The following is a 17,256-nucleotide window of genomic DNA, read 5'->3' on the forward strand; positions in this document are numbered from 1 at the left end:
ATGTCCTCCCGGAAACCATTCTGTTCCCGCCGGAAATGCCTTGTTTGATGGCCGATTTCTTCGGCTACCGGCGACGGGCGGAACAGAATGCCGCCCGCCCATAGCACATTTTGTAAAGAAGGGCGAAGTCTTTTCCCGACTCCGCCCCATCGCACGATTACTTGATGCGCGGCAACTGTTCCCACTGGTGGAACGGAGGCGGCGACGACAGCTGCCATTCCAGCGTGGTTGCGCCCTCGCCCCATGGGTTTGCACCGGCTTCACGCTTCTTCGCGAATGCCTCGAAGACATTGTAGAGGAAGATCAGGACGGCGAAGCCCGAAATATAGGAACCGTAGGACGACACCATGTTCCAGCCTGCATAGGCATCCGGATAGTCGATATAACGGCGCGGCATGCCGGCAAGACCAAGGAAGTGCTGCGGGAAGAAGACCAGGTTCACACCAACGAAGGTGACCCAGAAATGCAGCTTCGCCGTGAACTCATTGTACATGTAGCCGCTCATCTTCGGGAACCAGTAGTACCAGCCCGCGAAGATCGCAAACACCGCACCCAGAGACAGCACGTAATGGAAGTGAGCCACGACGTAGTAGGTGTCATGCAGCGCGCGGTCGAGACCGGCATTGGCGAGCTGAACGCCCGTCACACCACCGACCGTGAACAGGAAGATGAAGCCGATCGCCCATAGCATCGGTGCGCGGAAGGTGATCGAGCCACCCCACATCGTCGCGATCCAGGAGAAGATCTTGATACCTGTCGGAACCGCGATGACCATCGTGGCGAACACGAAGTAACGCTGCGTGTCGAGTGAAAGGCCGACCGTATACATGTGGTGCGCCCAGACGACGAAGCCGACGACACCGATGGCGACCATGGCGTAGGCCATGCCGAGGTAACCGAAGATCGGCTTGCGCGAGAAGGTCGACACGATGTGGCTGACGATGCCGAAGCCCGGCAGGATCAGAATGTACACTTCCGGATGCCCGAAGAACCAGAACAGGTGCTGGTAGAGGATCGGATCACCGCCACCATCCGGCGTGAAGAAGGTCGTTCCGAAGTTGCGGTCGGTCAGCAGCATGGTGATGCCGCCTGCCAAAACCGGCAGCGAAAGCAGAAGCAGGAACGCCGTCACCAGCACGGCCCAGGCAAAGAGCGGCATCTTGTGCAGCGTCATGCCCGGCGCGCGCATGTTGAGGATCGTGGTGATGAAGTTGATCGCTCCGAGAATGGACGATGCGCCAGAGATGTGGATTGCCAGGATGGCGAAGTCCACAGCCGGTCCGGGCTGACCCGAAGTCGACAGAGGCGGATACAGCGTCCAGCCGCCGCCAGGCCCCCAGCCGCCTGCCGGACCCGGCATAAACAGCGAGATGAGCAGCAGCAGCAGCGCAGGCGGCAGCAGCCAGAACGAAATGTTGTTCATGCGCGGGAAAGCCATGTCCGGCGCGCCGATCATCAGCGGCACCATCCAGTTGGCGAAACCGCCGATCAGCGCAGGCATGACCATGAAGAAAATCATGACCAGGGCATGTGCCGAAGTGAACACGTTGAACATATGCTTGCCGGCATCGAGAGCCGCATCGCCCTCAACACCGTAAACCATCTGTGCCAGACCGTGGAAGATCTGGATGCCCGGCTCCTGGAGTTCGGCGCGCATCGCGATGGACAGCGCGCCGCCGATGATACCGGCGATGATTGCAAAAATCAGGTACAGGGTACCGATGTCTTTATGATTGGTCGAGTATACCCAACGAACCCAGCCGTGAGGCTTGTGGTCGTCGTGGGCACCATGCTCGTGAGCTGCTGTGCCAGCCATGGAATTCGCTCCCGTTTTTCAACAGTCTTGGCGTTCGGGATCAGAGACCCGCCGCAGCCACCTTATCGTTTGCGCCACCTTCGACAGCGGCCTGAAGCGCCTTGTTGGCGCCATTCAGATCCGATCCCGCAGCGGCGATCCAGGTCTGATACTGCTCCTTGGAGACAACGCGCACGGCGATTGGCATGAAGCCGTGATCCTTGCCGCAAAGCTCCGAGCACTGACCGTAGTAAAGGCCTTCCCTGTCCGCCTTGAACCAGGCTTCGTTGATACGGCCCGGGACAGCGTCCATCTTCACGCCGAAGGCCGGGATCGTCCAAGAATGGATGACGTCGGCAGCAGTTACGAGAAGACGAACCGTTTCGCCAACCGGAACCACGACCTCGTTGTCGACGGCGAGAAGACGCGGATAGCGGGACTTGTCTTCCTTGCCGGCAGCGGCGCGATCACCATCCTTCAGAAGGAGGGAATCAAAGCTCACCGGATTATCGACCTGATACTCGTAACCCCAGTACCACTGGTATCCTGTGGCCTTCACCGTCAGCGTCGGATCTTCCGGCGAATATTGCGCCGTCAGAAGCTGGAAAGACGGGACCGCGAGGAACAGAAGAATGATCACGGGCCCGATGGTCCAGATCACTTCAATAGCGGTATTATGGCTGGTTTTGGACGGCTCGGGGTTTGCGCTTGCGCGAAAGCGAAGCACGACCCAAACCAGCAAAAACAGAACCAGCAGGGTAATCGGAATAATGAACCAGAGCGTATAACGCTCAAACCAATGAATCTGTTCGGCAATCCCAGTCGCTGCGTCCTGAAATCTCCATTCCCAGGGACGGGGCTGATCCGCAAAAGCGGCACCAGTCGTCCACAGCACTGCAAGAGCGCCGCCGAAGGCGCCCTTCGTTGTGGCAACAATCTTATCCACCAGAACTCTCTCCCTTTTCGCCCTTTCGAGCTGGACGCCGGACGCTAAAGACGGCCGCATCCCCCGTCGGCGTTCAAACCACACCTTAGCGCACACCGCAAGGAAGGCGAATATGTTCCTGTGCGGCATTTTTGCGCGCAGCCGCGCGAAGAATTGCGAATGTCCCGGATTATTCGGCCTGGCGGAGTTATTCCAGCCCACCACGAAAACTTTGGAAAACCGCACGAAACCCTTAATGAAGCCATGATTTGACAAGACGCTTCCTTTAACGTGCCGCGTGACAATCGATGCAACAGACGGTATCACCGTTGCTATGATGGCCAGGACAGAGAAACGCCGGTCGCGGCGCTTTTCATGGCCAATGCAGCGCGTTAACGTCCCGGTGATTCGATCTGGAGATTTCATGACTTTTCGCATGCTTGCCCGCCGCACGATCAGCCAGCGCCTCGCAACACTAGCAACGGGCGCCAGCATGGCGCTTGCCATTGCTACGCTTCCTTCGCTTGCCCAGCAGGCACCGGCGCAGTTACAAACCCCACAGGAGGCACCGGCTGCGCAGTCGCAGGCGGCTCCGTCCAGCCCGCAGCAAAGCGGCAAGCTCAAGTCGCAGCACGGTGCATGGTCCGTTCTCTGTGACACGCCCGCTGGCGCAAAGACGGAACAGTGTGCGCTGATCCAGAACGTGGTCGCTGCAAAGCGTCCGGAACTCGGCCTTTCGGTTGTCGTTCTCAAGACGGCTGACAACAAGGCCCGCATTCTTCGTGTTCTGGCGCCGCTTGGTGTCCTGCTTCCCAATGGCCTTGGCCTCAATGTCGACGGCAAGGACATCGGTCGCGCCTATTTCGTCCGCTGCTTCGAAGACGGCTGCTACGCCGAGGTGATCCTTGAGGATGATCTTCTCAAGACGTTGCGCTCCGGCAAGGCTGCGACCTTCATCGTCTTCCAGACACCGGAAGAAGGGGTTGGCATTCCCGTCGATCTGAAGGGCTTCGGCGAAGGCTTCGACGCCCTGCCCTGATCACAACTGCGATGACCGGTTGTTCTCAACCGATTTAAGGCTTACATCCTGCAGCAAACACATGCTGCAGGATTTATTTTTATGAAAAGCCTGATCGACAGTTTCGACGCCAGCCGCGATGATATCGAGCGTCTTGTCGCCCAAAGCCTGAAAGGCAGCGACGATGGCGAACTCTTCGTTGAATATCGCGAGGCGGAGGCTCTCGTTTTCGACAATGGCCGCCTCAAGACCGGCTCCTTCAATCAGGATCAGGGATTCGGGTTGCGATCGGTCGCCGGTGAAGCCATCGGCTATGCCCATGCGGGTGATCTGTCTATGGCCGCCTTGCGACGCGCTTCCGATGCGGTTTCCGCAACCCTCAAGGGCTACGGCGGGAGTTATTCCGCGGCGCCTGCTGGCACCAACCATCATCTTTACACGGACGAAAATCCGATCGGTTCCCCGACCTTCGACACCAAAGTGCAACTGTTGCAGCAGATTGACGCCTATCTGCGCGCCAAGGACCCGAAGGTGAGACAGGTTTCCGTTTCGCTTGCAGGATCGTGGCAGCAGGTCGAAATATTGCGTGCCGACGGTCATTTCGTGCGCGATATAAGGCCCATGGTCCGGTTGAGCGTCTCGGTGGTGGCAGGCAATGGCGACCGCCAGGAATCAGGCTCTCATACGGTTGGCGGACGCAAGGGATTTGGCGAATTCGTCGCGACTGAAAGCTGGCAGCATGCCGCCGATGAGGCATTGCGGCAGGCGCTCGTCAACCTGGAGGCCATCCCCGCCCCGGCAGGCACATTCGACATCGTTCTGGCAAACGGGTGGCCGGGCGTGATGCTGCATGAAGCGGTTGGTCATGGGCTGGAAGGCGACTTCAATCGCAAGAAGACCTCCGCTTTTGCCGGTCTCCTCGGCCAGCAGGTTGCATCGAAAGGCGTGACGGTGGTCGACGACGGCACGATCGTCGAGCGTCGCGGCTCTCTCACCATCGACGATGAAGGCACGCCGACCAATCGCACCGTGCTGATCGAGGACGGCAAACTCGTCAACTACATGCAGGACCGCCAGAATGCGCGCCTGATGGGCATGGAAGCAACCGGCAATGGGCGCCGAGAATCCTATGCTCATGCACCCATGCCACGCATGACCAACACCTACATGCTTTCAGGCGACAAGACGCCTGAGGAGATCATCGCCTCCATGAAGAAAGGCATCTACGCCGTTTCCTTCGGTGGCGGCCAGGTGGATATCACATCCGGCAAATTCGTGTTCGGCTGCACGGAAGCCTACATGATTGAGGACGGCAAGGTCGGCGCACCAATCAAGGGTGCGATGCTGATCGGCAACGGCCCAGATGCCATGCAGCGTATTTCGATGATCGGCAACGATATGAAACTCGATACCGGCAGCGGCAATTGCGGGAAAGGTGGCCAATGGGTTCCCGTCGGCGTCGGCCAGCCGCATTTGCGCATGGATCAGGTAACGGTGGGCGGCACGGCTGTATAGCCATGCCCTCACGCCGTGCGAGCGCAGATATTTATTAGCTTCATCTTGCTTGCGGATAAGGGCGGTAAAGTGCAGGTTACGGATACGGCTGCATGGCGACTTTCAATGCCGCGCCGATCTGGAGAGAGAAATGCCTCAATCGCCCTACGACTGGACGGGCAAGCGAACGGAGAAGCGTGACCGGCAGAGACGGGTCCTGGTCGTGACAGCCATCGCCATGGGAGCGCTCATCCTCGTCCTTGGCATGGTGGATGGCCTATTGATCCTGCTAGGCTGATATGCTGCCCGTCGACATAATTGATTGCACAGGAATAGAAAGCGCTGACGAACTCTGGCGACGTTATCTTTCCGCCGTTCCTGCGGAAAATCCTGAAGCCTTCGGCTACACACTGGACTCGTTCTGGGACGCAGTGCAATGGCAAGGTCCCGGCTGGCCCGCAGAGTGCGAACTCGTTTTCCAGAATGTCGATGCGCTCGCCAAGTTGAAAACACGCGGCAGCCAACCGTTCCTCGAAGCGTTCATCCGCCTCGCAAACGAAACGGACAAAATAGCCATAAGGCTTTCGTAAAACCGGTTTTCGTCTTAGACGCCTGGCTCTTCTTCCAGCAAACCGGTTACGAAATCGAACAGGCCCGGGCGGCGGTCGCGGCGAAGACGTTCGGCCTCGATGATCGACTTGATCGCGGCGAAGGAGCGGTCGAGGTCTTCATTGATGACGATGTAATCGTACTTCACCCATTTCTGGATCTCGAAGCGGGCATTCTGCAAGCGTGTCTCGATGACATCCGCCGTGTCTTCGGCGCGGCGGTTCAGGCGCTGCTGCAGTTCGCGCATGGTCGGCGGCAGGATGAAGATAGAGACCACATCTGCAGGCATCTTTGCCTGCAACTGGTCTGCGCCCTGCCAGTCGATATCGAAGAGCATGTCCTGACCGTCGGCCAGCGCAATCTCGGCAGTTTCACGGAGCGTGCCGTAGAAATTGCCGTGAACTTCGGCCCATTCGATCAGTTCGTCATTGTCCCGCAGACGCTCGAATTCGCGTATGGTCTTGAAATGGTAGTGGACCCCCTCGATCTCGCTCGGGCGGCGCTGGCGCGTCGTCACACTGATCGACAAGGAGAGGTTCATCTTCTTGTCTTCCAGCAAAAGCCGGGCGATGGTCGACTTTCCCGCCCCGGAGGGCGATGAGATCACCACCATCAAGCCTCTGCGTGCGACGCCATTTTCAACCGAAGAGATGGCCATGATACCTGTTACTCCAGATTTTGTACTTGTTCGCGAAACTGGTCCACGACTGCCTTCAGTTCCAGACCGATGGCTGTGATCGACGCCGCGTTCGATTTGGAACACAGTGTATTTGCTTCACGATTAAATTCCTGTGAAAGAAAATCGAGCTTGCGCCCGATGGGGCCGCCGTCAGCAAGAAGTTTGCGGGCGGACGCCACATGCGTTTCCAGCCGGTCAAGTTCTTCCTGAATATCGGCCTTGGTCGCCAGAAACGCCGCTTCCTGATAGAGCCGCGCTTCATCGAGTTCACGCGCGGCATCCAATAGCAGAGCCACCTGCCCCGCGAGACGGGCCTTGATCGCATCGGTACTGCGCGAGGGGTCACGGCGGGCACCCTCGGTCAGTCGTTCAATAGTATCGACATGCGCGGACAGAATGGTGAAAAGAGCCTTGCCTTCCTGTTTGCGGGCGTCGGCAATTGCCTTGAGCGCCTCTTCAAAGCTCGAGACGATGGCCGCTTCCAGCACGCCGCGTTCATCTTCGTTGTCAGCCACCTGTACTTGGTCGATGATGCCACGCAGCGAGAGAATGCCGTCAACACTCGCAGGCGCGAGACCGTGCCTGGCCTGCAAATCCGCACCAAGCTTGAGGACCTCGGCGAGCATCGCCTGGTTGATGGTGAAACCGGCCTGAGCCTCACTGCGTTCTACGCTGAGGCTTGCCTGAAAATTCCCGCGTGAAAAATGGCGTGCCAGCATCGAGCGGACTGGGTGTTCCGCCGCTTCCAGACCTTGCGGCAGACGCAGCCGGAGGTCGAGTCCCTTGCCGTTGACGGAACGCACCTCCCAGACAATGCGCACGTCTCCGCCGTCCACGGTGTGCTGCACGGCGTGGCGTGCAAATCCGGTCATGCTTTGGAGCGCCATGCGTTCCATCCCCTCAACTCATGTCCGCAGAGGTGCGGACTTACTCAAAAACCGAACCGAAGCCGGCATCTGCCGCCGGCTTCGGTTAAAACAAACTCACCAGACGCCCTCTATTGTCCCGCGCTCTGATCTGGAACGTTGCCGCTATTCCTCTGCTGTTCCACGGAGCGCCACTTGCGAACATTGGCGTTGTGCTCCTGCAACGTCTTTGAGAACACGTGGCCACCCGTTCCGTCGGCGACGAAATAGAGGTCTTCCGTATCCAGCGGGTTGGCAACAGCTTCCAGTGCCGCCTTGCCCGGATTGGCAATGGGCGTCGGCGGCAGACCGTTGATCACATAGGTGTTGTAAGGCGTCGGCTTTTCGATGTCCGACTTGAAGATCGGGCGATCAGACGGCTTGCCGGCCCCACCGAACAGACCATAGATGATGGTCGGATCGGACTGGATGCGCATGCCCTTCTTCAGGCGGTTGACGAAGACCGAGGCCACATGCGGGCGCTCGGACGCGATCCCGGTTTCCTTTTCCACGATGGAAGCCAGCGTCACGAATTCGTTCTTGTCCTTGACCGGCAGGTCGGGATTACGCTTTGCCCAGGCTTCGTCCACGAGCTTCTTCTGGGAAGCGATCATACGGTCGATGATTTCCGAACGCGTCGTGCCGCGGGTGAAATTCAGCGTATCGGTGAAGAGCGAGCCTTCCGGCGGCATGTCCTTCGGCATGTCACCGACAAGAATCGGATCAACCGAAATACGGTCGAAAATCTGCTTCACCGTCAGACCTTCCGGGATGGTCAGCGGGTACATGATGGACTTGCCGCTGATGAGAATATTCATCACATCGCGCATCGTCGCACCGGCAGGGATGGCGTATTCGCCCGCCTTCAGATCATTTTCGTGTCCGAGCGTGCGCATACCATAGCGGAAGATGCGCGCATCGCTGACGATTTCACGGTTTTCCAGACTATTGGAGACTTCGGCAATGCCAGCACCGCGCTTGACAAGAAATGTGGTCTCTGAAGCAAGCGGACCTGGAGCATCGAACTGCATCTTGCCGAAATAGAACAAGGCGGACGCGCCGAGCAGAACCAGCACGACGAGCGACAGCATAAAGTTCATGAACACCACGATCTGGCTGCGCGCATGGCGTGAACGCTTGCGCGGCGGCGGCGTTCCCGGCTCGGGGCGCAGAGCTTCAGACGCAGATTTCGGCACGAACGGCTTTGAAGTCGCGTTCGTTTCCTGCGTCGCGCCCGTGGACTGCTCGTCCGCGGGCGGTGTTCCGGATGGTGCCTCTGAATTCACTCAATCACCTCGGTCCAGAGCCCTGAATAGTTCAACCAAACTATACGAAAAGCTCCGTTTATCTATTTTGGCGCAGCTTCCGACATTTTCGTCGAATGGCCGCCCAGAACGGCTATGCACTTAATTTCGTCAGAGCGGATAAAACTCTTCGGAGTTGCGACCACACTAACCGCTGTTCACGATTTTAAACATCGCATCCGGTTATATTTTGGCAAAAACGCGGAGAAATCCCCGCGTTTTTTGATTCCGAGATTTATTTCAGCAATACCGATCAGGAATATCGGCGCAGGATCAGCGAAGCATTGGTTCCGCCAAACCCGAAGGAGTTCGACAGCGCCACATCGATCTTGCGTTCACGGGCCTTGTGTGGAACCAGATCGATCTTCGTGGAGACCGCAGGATTGTCCAGATTGAGCGTCGCAGGCGCGATGTTATCGCGGATGGCAAGCGTCGAGAAAATCGCCTCGGCAGCACCAGCAGCACCCAGCAGGTGCCCGATGGATGACTTGGTCGAGGACATCGAAACTTTCGACGCGGCGTCGCCAACCACGCGCTCGACAGCGCCCAGTTCGATGGTATCGGCCATGGTCGAAGTGCCATGCGCATTGATGTAGTCGATCTGGTCCGGCGTGATTCCGGCGCGCTTGATGGCCATTTCCATGCAGCGCTGCGCACCCTCGCCGTTCTCGCTTGGAGCGGTGATGTGGTAAGCATCGCCGGAAAGACCATAACCGATGACTTCGGCATAGATCTTCGCACCGCGCGCCAAGGCGTGTTCAAGCTCCTCGAGAACCACAACGCCCGCACCTTCACCCATGACAAAGCCGTCGCGGTCTTCATCATAAGGACGCGATGCCGCGGTCGGGTCATCGTTGCGCTTCGTGGAGAGCGCCTTGCAGGCAGCGAAGCCTGCAAGCGAGATGCGGCTTACCGGGGATTCCGTACCGCCAGCAACCATCACATCCGCATCGCCGAAAGCGATCAGGCGGGCAGCGTCGCCAATGGCGTGCGCGCCGGTCGAGCAGGCGGTGACGACCGCGTGGTTCGGGCCGCGCAGCTTGTGCTTGATGGAAACGTGGCCGGAAGCCAGGTTGATCAGACGGCCGGGAATAAAGAATGGCGAGATGCGTCGCGGCCCCTTGTCGCGCAGCGTATAGCCCGCTTCGACGATGCCTTCGATGCCGCCGATGCCGGAACCGATAAGAACGCCGGTACGAACCTGGTCTTCGTCGCTTTCGGGGTGCCAGCCGGCATCGTCCAGCGCCTGATCGGCAGCGCCGACGGCATAAACGATGAAAGAATCAACCTTCCGCTGTTCCTTCGGCTCCATATGGAGGTCGGCATTGAAGGTGCCATTGGTGCCATCGCCAACCGGAACGCGGCAGGCAATCTGGCAGGCCAGATCATCAACTTCAAATTCCGTGATGCGGCGAGCACCGCTTTCACCGGCAATAAGACGCTTCCAGGTCTCTTCGACACCGCTGGCAAGCGGCGACACCAGACCAAGACCGGTGATGACGACACGCCTCATATCCACCCCTTAAAATTCTGTTATGTCACAAGCACCGCGCCCCGCAGGCTTTAACCGGCAGAACATATGTCCGGGCCTGACTGAAAGGGATGGTGCTCCAATTGTTAAAACCGGAGCCTGCCTATCGAACGCGTTCTCGACCAGCGTTCGGGCAGATTCACAACAGGCCTCGAACGGACCTTTGTGCATGTGCGTTTCGACCGTGAATACGAAAGAAACAGCCAAAGACAAGCAGGGCCGGGATTCGCGAGAACCCCAGCCCAATGCCCAAGTTCAGATTAGGCAGAAGCCTTGTCGATGAACTTCACAGCGTCGCCGACCGTGAGGATCGTTTCGGCAGCGTCGTCAGGAATTTCAACGCCGAATTCTTCTTCGAAAGCCATGACCAGCTCGACCGTGTCGAGGCTGTCTGCGCCGAGGTCATCGATGAAGCTTGCGCCTTCCGTGACCTTGTCGGCATCTACGCCCAGATGTTCAACAACGATTTTCTTGACGCGCTCTGCGGTATCGCTCATGTCGGAACCTCGACCTGTGTGTTTGTTGCTCTGCCTTGGTTAGCGGCATGCAGGATTGTAATCAAGTTATAAGATGTCTGCCAAGTTTCGAGCGAAGCCGCCCGGACAGTCATCCTGTGGATATTCCTTTCGGAACAGGATCGCAGCGCTTCTACTCAGAATGCCGCAATTCTCGATGGGCGCATTACCATGCTTCTTGAGCAAGGCAAAGCGCCTTTTCCTTCTTCGCCCCCCGTATTAAGGCATTTTATACCATAATCGAGGGGAGAAGGAGGGTTAGATCATGGCCATGCCACCATTGACGTGCAGGGTCTGGCCCGTCACATAAGCTGCCTCATCGCTTGCCAGATAGACAACGGCAGCAGCAATATCGCCCCCAACGCCCATGCGCTTCATGGGGATATTGCTCATGATCGCATCCTTCTGCTTTTCGTTCAGCTTGTCGGTCATGGCCGATTCGATGAAGCCCGGAGCGATGCAGTTCACTGTAACATTGCGGCTTGCGATTTCCTGCGCCAGCGACTTGGAGAAGCCGATCAGTCCTGCCTTCGATGCACAGTAATTCGCCTGACCGGGGTTACCGGTGACGCCGACGATGGAGGTGATGTTGATAATGCGGCCATTGCGGCGACGCATCATGGGATGGGTCAGTTCGCGCGTCAGGTTGAAGACGGACGTCAGGTTGACGTTCAACACGGCATCCCAGTCCTCATCGCTCATGCGAACGAAGAGCCCGTCGCGGGTAATCCCGGCATTGTTGACGAGAATGTCGACGCCGCCCATCTCTTCTTCGGCCTTCTGGCCGAGGGCCTTTACAGCTTCGCGGTCAGACAGATTGGCCGGAAAGATGAAGGTGCGGTCGCCAAGTTCAGCGGCAAGCTCTTTCAGCTTTTCCTCACGCGTGCCGTGCAGGCCGACGATTGCGCCCTGCGCATGAAGTGCGCGGGCAATCGCTTCACCGAGGCCGCCGGTTGCGCCGGTTACCAGAGCCTTGCGGCCAGTCAGATCAAACATGCGAAGTCCCTTTTAAGCGTTGAGGGCGGCGAGCGCCGCTTCGATTTCTTCGGCCGAACCGACAGCCACGCCAGCCACATCCTTCGAGATGCGGCGCGCCAGACCGGTCAGAACCTTGCCCGAACCTACTTCATAAAGCGTGGTTACGCCATTGGCCGCAAACCATTCGACAGTTTCACGCCAGCGCACCTGACCCGTAACCTGCTCGACGAGTAGATCGGCAATCTCGTTGGCATCGGTGACGGGCGCTGCGCGCACATTGGCGATAAGCGGAACGATTGGATTGTGCTTTTCGACCGAAGCGAGCGCTTCGCGCATGGCGTCAGCGGCAGGCCCCATCAAAGTCGAATGGAAGGGTGCGGACACCGGCAGCATGATGGCGCGCTTGGCACCTTTTTCGGACGCCAACCCGGCAGCCAGTTCGACCGCAGCCTTGGAGCCCGAAATAACGAGCTGACCGCCGCCATTGTCATTGGCGATCTGGACCGAACCGGAAGCCCTGGCTTCCGTGCAGACAGCTTCCACGTCGCCATGTTCCAGACCGATGATGGCCGCCATGGCGCCTTCGCCGACGGGAACGGCTTTCTGCATCGCGTTGCCTCGGATGCGCAGGAGACGTGCCGTATCGGCAAGGGAGAACGTTCCTGCCGCGCAAAGCGCGGAATATTCGCCAAGCGAATGCCCGGCGACGTAGGAAACCTTTTCCTTCAGGGAAAAGCCGCGCGCTTCCATGACCCGCAGCACGGCCATTGAGACCGCCATCAGCGCAGGCTGGGCATTCGCGGTCAGCGTCAGTACGTCTTCCGGTCCCTCGAACATGGTAGCGGAAAGCTTTTCGCCCAGTGCCGCGTCCACTTCCTCGAAAACAGCACGCGCTTCTGCAAACTGCTCTGCCAGAGCCTTGCCCATGCCTACAGCCTGGCTGCCCTGCCCGGGAAAAGTGAATGCTACCGCCATGAAAGCCTCTTTCATCTTTGCCATTGGAGCGCGTTTCGACCTGACTGTATCAGGCCGGCGCTCCAATTTTTACTTTAACGCGCATCTTATCCGAAAACCGTTTCACACTTTTCGGGATGCGCTCTAATTGCGCAATTTGGCGCGATGTGCCCCAGCGCGGGCAGCAAAGTCAAGTATTTCCCGGTTTTTGTGCCGTTTGCGCCTTGCAAAGCCGGGGAAAAACACGTAATAGCCGCCCGTTCATTGCTCGGTACCAGCTGGGGGCTGAACGGAGGGCCGGTCAAACAGTGCAATTAATTGCGCTATTGTCCGTGGAAGTCATAAGCGCTTCTGCCTCCCGTGTCTCCGCTCTCGACCGTCTCAAGTTGCGCGTCCTTTCTTCTCCGGTTTGCCGGATCAAGAGAAGTCGCAGAGGCTTAGCCGCTGGTGTCAGCATGTTGTAACAGAAGAAAGGCAAAGCCAATGGCTCTTTATGAACATGTGCTTCTTGCCCGCCAGGACATTTCCCAGCAGCAGGTCGACGCTCTCGTCGAACAGTATAAGGGCGTCCTCGAAGCTAATGGCGGCAAGGTCGGTAAGGTCGAAAGCTGGGGTCTGCGTCCCCTCACCTACCGCATCAAGAAGAATCGCAAGGCGTATTACACGCTCGTGAACATCGACGCTCCGGCTGCAGCCGTTGCCGAAATGGAACGCCAGATGCGCATCAACGAAGACGTTCTTCGTTTCCTCACTGTTCGCGTTGACGAACATGAAGAAGGCCAGTCGGCCATGCTCACCCGCCGTGACGACCGTCGCGAACGCGATGGTGATGATCGCCCGCGCCGCCGTGAAGGTGGTTTCGACCGTGGCGATCGCGGTGATCGCGGTCCGCGTCGCCCGCGCGACAACGAAGCTGGTGAAGGAGCATAATCATGGTTGATATCAATCAGATCCCGACCCGTCGTCCTTTCCATCGCCGTCGCAAGACGTGCCCGTTCTCCGGCGCAAACGCACCGAAGATCGACTACAAGGACATCAAGCTTCTGCAGCGTTACATTTCCGAACGCGGCAAGATCGTTCCTTCCCGTATTACGGCCGTCAGCCAGAAGAAGCAGCGTGAACTCGCCAAGGCGATCAAGCGCGCCCGTTTCCTCGGCCTGCTGCCTTACGTCGTGAAGTAAGAACACGAATTCGGGAGGTGGTTCGCCTCCTCCCGTTTCCTCCGTTGCGATGGGCGTAGCGGATGTACCAAAAACCCGAGTTGGGGCAGAGTCCTCTAACTGCACGAACCGGCCAGACCGGAGCAGGACAGCGAAACTGATGAAATTCAATGGAACCATTATCGGTATCGGCATATTGGCGGGGCTTGCCTCGGCCTTGATGTCGTCCGGCGTCATCATGCAAGGTGGCGCGATGGCCGCCGCCATGGCCATGGTTCTCTATTTCCTGACACCGCTTCCCATCTTCGTCGTTGCCCTTGGCTGGGGGTCGAGCGCCGGTATCGTTGCCGCCGCCACAGCCACGGTTGCCGTCGGCGTAGTCGCTGTTCCGATCGCTGCACTCCTGATGGCCTTGACAAGCTTCGTTCCTGCGGCGACGGGAGCATATCTTTCCGGCCTCGCACGGCCAGCGGAAGAACTCGGCGGACCGAAGGATATTCTGGTCTGGTATCCGCTGTCGGACATCATTTTCCGCCTTGCCCTGATGGTAGCGCTCAGCTTCATCGTCATCGGCGCCATTCTTGGGTTCGGCCCGGACATGGCGCGCGAACTCGCTAGCACCCTCATCGACCGGGTTGCCGAAGCGGATCCCCAGTTCACGGCCAGCGAAGACATTCGGGACAATTTGACTGCGCTCCTGATGGTCGCCCTGCCTGCAATCCAGCCGGCAACCTGCCTCGCTATTCTCGTTGGCAATCTTTATCTGGCGCAGCGCCTGATCTCGATGTCGGGTCGCCTGCGCCGTCCGCGTGACGACTGGCCCGCGACGCTGCGCATGCCGCGCCCGGCTTTGCTTGTCTTCGCGGTCGCTCTTGCGGTTGCATTTCTTCCCGGCGGCGCCGGATTGATTGCGACCGTCATCGCCGGTGCTCTCAGCGCAGGCTTCATGATGTCAGGTCTTGCCATCATGCATTTTCGCACACGCGGCAAGGTCTGGCGCCCGGTGGCGCTGTGGCTTGCCTACTTTGCGATCATACTTTTCGCATTCCTGCTTTTCATCTTCATGGTTCTCGGACTTTTCGACACTTCGCGCGGCGCGCCGGTTTCGAAAATGCCTGGCGCCGACAGTCAGTAAACCCGATCAGAAACTCGAAAGGAAACTCCAATGGAAGTCATTCTTCTGGAACGCATTGGCCGCCTCGGCCAGATGGGCGAAACCGTCAAGGTCAAGGACGGCTATGCCCGTAACTTCCTGCTCCCGCAGGGCAAGGCTCTTCGTGCCAACGAAGCCAACAAAAAGAAGTTCGAAGGCCAGCGCGCCCAGCTCGAAGCCCAGAACCTGGAACGCAAGAACGAAGCCAGCGCCGTTGCTGAAAAGCTCAATGGCGAGAGCTTCATCGTCGTGCGTTCGGCTGGTGAAACCGGCCAGCTCTACGGTTCCGTTTCGACCCGTGACATTGCCGAAATCATTTCGGCCAACGGCTTCACCCTGCACCGCAACCAGGTTGAACTGAACCACCCGATCAAGACGATCGGCCTGCACGAAGTCTCGATTTCGCTGCATCCGGAAGTTCAGGTTCAGGTAACCGTCAACATCGCCCGTTCGACTGAAGAAGCCGAACGTCAGGCAAAGGGTGAAGACCTGACCTCGATCGAAGCCATCTACGGCATCGAAGAACAGCCTCTGTCGGAAGAAGTTTTCGACGACGAAGACGAAGCTGAAGATCAGGCTTAATTAGCCACCTATTATCCGTGGGAATGCCCGGCCAAGCGTCGCTCATTCCCATCGTGGTAAACTTTATATGATCATGCCCGGCGGCCTTCGCCGGGCATTTTCTCTTTTCAGATCGGTAAAACTCCCTATTCTGTTCATTAGTGTTGGATTGCAGAGGGTGCCGACGGAAACGTCTGCGTTGCTTGGGCTTTCCCAAGGCCGATTGACCGACTGGGATATTGCCTGAAATCTGATGACAGAGCGGCTCTGATACCTTGCACCGCCGCCTGCCATGCAAACGCATGGACGTGCACTCGCTTCAATCCTGGAGAGGAGATGGGGCCGATGTATGGAATGTTGCGTACTGTTCTTTCGCATATGATTAAAACCGGTGACCTGACGGTCACCGATTCGGAGGGGTCGCGATTTCAGTATGGCGACAAGACCGGCACGCCGGTTCATGTTCAGTTCAAGACCAAGCACGCCGAGCGCGCCGTTGCACTGGACCCGGAACTGAAGCTTGCCGAATGTTTCATGGATGGCGAGATCGATTTCCTGGAAGGCGATATCTATACGCTGCTTCAAGTGGTGTTCGAAAACACCGGGCCGACGGCAGCGACCGAGCCATGGATGAAAGCCGCCGGAAAACTGCGCGTGCTCTTCCGCCGCTTCCAGCAGATGAACACGATTTCCCGTTCGTCGAGCAATATCAAAAGTCACTACGATCTCTCGGGCGAGCTTTACGACCTGTTTCTCGATCCCGACAAGCAGTATTCCTGCGCCTATTTCGATCCGCCCAACGCCACGCTTGCCGAGGCGCAGCTCGCCAAGAAACGCCACATCGCCGCCAAGATGCTGGTAAAGGAGGGCGACAAGGTTCTCGATATCGGCTGCGGCTGGGGCGGCATGGGGCTTTATCTGGCTCGCCACCTCAAGGCCAATGTCAAAGGCGTAACCTTGTCCGAAGAGCAGCACGCCATCGCCAATCAGCGCGCAAGGGATGAGGGGCTGGCCGACAGGGCGAAATTCGAGCTGACCGATTATCGCAACATCGACGACAAGTTTGACAGGCTTGTTTCGGTGGGCATGTTCGAACATGTCGGCGTGGGGCATTTCGCTGAATATTTCCAGCATGTCGCGCGACTGATGAAGCCGGATGGTGTTTTTCTGCTGCACGCCATCGGACGCGCCGATGGGCCGGGTGCGACCAATCCATTCATCCGCAAATATATCTTCCCCGGCGGTTATATTCCGGCACTTTCGGAAGTTCTGCCGCATATCGAGAAAGCTGGACTTTATGTCACCGACATAGAAATCCTGCGGCTGCATTACGCCGAAACACTGAAAGCATGGCGAGAGGCGTTCATGGCCAATCGCGAGAAGGCCAAGGCGCTTTATGACGAGCGCTTCTGCCGGATGTGGGAATTCTATCTGGCCGCATCGGAAAGCGCGTTCCGCTGGCAGAACATGATGGTGTTCCACATCCAGATCGCCCACAAGCAGGAATCCGTTCCGCTGACCCGCAACTATATCGAGGCCGAAGAAAAACGCCTTAAACGTCTCGACAGTGCTCCCAAGGGAGCCAATAGCGAGGTGCGGGCGGTCAAGAAAAGCATGAACGCCTGAAACCATTCCCGCCAATCGGAGAGTCGGTCCGCGTCAACAGCGGACTGAC

Annotated in this window: 18 protein-coding genes; 9 read left to right on the plus strand and 9 right to left on the minus strand. The window is 58.1% G+C overall.

Annotated features, from left to right (window positions below; translation table 11 throughout):
- Positions 1-157: 157 nt before the first annotated feature.
- Together ctaD and coxB are read right to left on the minus strand one after the other, a co-directional pair.
- Positions 158-1,816, minus strand: coding sequence for a cytochrome c oxidase subunit I (ctaD, locus tag ACS5UA_RS03505; RefSeq protein ID WP_006466231.1), 1,659 nt, complete (start codon positions 1,814-1,816; stop codon positions 158-160).
- 40 nt (positions 1,817-1,856) lie between these two features.
- Positions 1,857-2,741: a cytochrome c oxidase subunit II gene (gene coxB, locus ACS5UA_RS03510; protein WP_025091927.1), complete on the minus strand. Its 885-nt coding sequence runs from the start codon at positions 2,739-2,741 to the stop codon at positions 1,857-1,859.
- 403 nt (positions 2,742-3,144) lie between these two features.
- On the opposite strand from coxB, the gene ACS5UA_RS03515 reads away from it, so the two are divergent.
- The 4 genes from ACS5UA_RS03515 (at position 3,145) to ACS5UA_RS03530 (ending at position 5,822) form a co-directional block, all read left to right on the plus strand.
- Positions 3,145-3,759: an invasion associated locus B family protein gene (locus tag ACS5UA_RS03515; RefSeq protein WP_006470683.1), complete on the plus strand. Its 615-nt coding sequence runs from the start codon at positions 3,145-3,147 to the stop codon at positions 3,757-3,759.
- Positions 3,760-3,840: 81 nt separating this feature from the next.
- Positions 3,841-5,253: a metalloprotease TldD gene (gene tldD, locus ACS5UA_RS03520; RefSeq protein ID WP_285669808.1), complete on the plus strand. Its 1,413-nt coding sequence runs from the start codon at positions 3,841-3,843 to the stop codon at positions 5,251-5,253.
- Positions 5,254-5,383: 130 nt separating this feature from the next.
- Positions 5,384-5,530, plus strand: a complete 147-nt coding sequence (locus ACS5UA_RS03525; RefSeq protein WP_006466228.1) for a hypothetical protein — start codon at positions 5,384-5,386, stop codon at positions 5,528-5,530.
- Between the two features lies 1 nt (position 5,531).
- The gene (locus ACS5UA_RS03530) at positions 5,532-5,822 is read left to right on the plus strand and encodes a barstar family protein (RefSeq protein ID WP_443101167.1); all 291 of its coding nucleotides are present in this window, start codon (positions 5,532-5,534) and stop codon (positions 5,820-5,822) included.
- A gap of 14 nt (positions 5,823-5,836) precedes the next feature.
- On the opposite strand, the gene gmk is transcribed toward ACS5UA_RS03530, so the two are convergent.
- The 7 genes from gmk to fabD form a co-directional block, all read right to left on the minus strand.
- Complete coding sequence (gmk, locus tag ACS5UA_RS03535) at positions 5,837-6,499, minus strand: guanylate kinase (RefSeq protein ID WP_006466226.1); 663 nt, start codon at positions 6,497-6,499, stop codon at positions 5,837-5,839.
- A gap of 8 nt (positions 6,500-6,507) precedes the next feature.
- Complete coding sequence (locus tag ACS5UA_RS03540; RefSeq protein ID WP_151658540.1) at positions 6,508-7,407, minus strand: YicC/YloC family endoribonuclease; 900 nt, start codon at positions 7,405-7,407, stop codon at positions 6,508-6,510.
- 110 nt (positions 7,408-7,517) lie between these two features.
- Positions 7,518-8,711 (minus strand): endolytic transglycosylase MltG, encoded by a 1,194-nt coding sequence (gene mltG / locus ACS5UA_RS03545; protein WP_443101168.1) that lies wholly within the window; start codon positions 8,709-8,711, stop codon positions 7,518-7,520.
- A gap of 271 nt (positions 8,712-8,982) precedes the next feature.
- The gene (fabF, locus tag ACS5UA_RS03550; protein ID WP_443101169.1) at positions 8,983-10,242 is read right to left on the minus strand and encodes a beta-ketoacyl-ACP synthase II; all 1,260 of its coding nucleotides are present in this window, start codon (positions 10,240-10,242) and stop codon (positions 8,983-8,985) included.
- Between the two features lie 278 nt (positions 10,243-10,520).
- The gene (locus ACS5UA_RS03555; protein WP_002963616.1) at positions 10,521-10,757 is read right to left on the minus strand and encodes an acyl carrier protein; all 237 of its coding nucleotides are present in this window, start codon (positions 10,755-10,757) and stop codon (positions 10,521-10,523) included.
- Positions 10,758-11,033: 276 nt separating this feature from the next.
- On the minus strand, positions 11,034-11,771 hold the full coding sequence (gene fabG, locus ACS5UA_RS03560; RefSeq protein WP_006466222.1) for a 3-oxoacyl-[acyl-carrier-protein] reductase: 738 nt from the start codon (positions 11,769-11,771) through the stop codon (positions 11,034-11,036).
- 12 nt (positions 11,772-11,783) lie between these two features.
- Positions 11,784-12,728: an ACP S-malonyltransferase gene (fabD, locus tag ACS5UA_RS03565; RefSeq protein ID WP_443101170.1), complete on the minus strand. Its 945-nt coding sequence runs from the start codon at positions 12,726-12,728 to the stop codon at positions 11,784-11,786.
- A gap of 462 nt (positions 12,729-13,190) precedes the next feature.
- Between fabD and rpsF the strand changes: the two genes are divergently transcribed.
- From rpsF to ACS5UA_RS03590, 5 genes are all read left to right on the plus strand, one after another.
- On the plus strand, positions 13,191-13,637 hold the full coding sequence (rpsF, locus tag ACS5UA_RS03570; protein WP_006470675.1) for a 30S ribosomal protein S6: 447 nt from the start codon (positions 13,191-13,193) through the stop codon (positions 13,635-13,637).
- A 2-nt stretch (positions 13,638-13,639) separates the two neighbouring features.
- On the plus strand, positions 13,640-13,888 hold the full coding sequence (rpsR, locus tag ACS5UA_RS03575; RefSeq protein WP_006466219.1) for a 30S ribosomal protein S18: 249 nt from the start codon (positions 13,640-13,642) through the stop codon (positions 13,886-13,888).
- A 139-nt stretch (positions 13,889-14,027) separates the two neighbouring features.
- On the plus strand, positions 14,028-15,002 hold the full coding sequence (locus tag ACS5UA_RS03580) for a DUF2232 domain-containing protein (RefSeq protein ID WP_006470674.1): 975 nt from the start codon (positions 14,028-14,030) through the stop codon (positions 15,000-15,002).
- A 30-nt stretch (positions 15,003-15,032) separates the two neighbouring features.
- Positions 15,033-15,602: a 50S ribosomal protein L9 gene (rplI, locus tag ACS5UA_RS03585; protein WP_006470673.1), complete on the plus strand. Its 570-nt coding sequence runs from the start codon at positions 15,033-15,035 to the stop codon at positions 15,600-15,602.
- A 324-nt stretch (positions 15,603-15,926) separates the two neighbouring features.
- Positions 15,927-17,207 (plus strand): SAM-dependent methyltransferase, encoded by a 1,281-nt coding sequence (locus tag ACS5UA_RS03590; protein ID WP_113368656.1) that lies wholly within the window; start codon positions 15,927-15,929, stop codon positions 17,205-17,207.
- The last annotated feature ends 49 nt before the right edge of the window (positions 17,208-17,256 follow it).

Origin of the sequence: Brucella sp. RRSP16 (assembly GCF_052246815.1) — a bacterium.
Classification (GTDB): Bacteria; Pseudomonadota; Alphaproteobacteria; order Rhizobiales; family Rhizobiaceae; genus Brucella; species Brucella intermedia.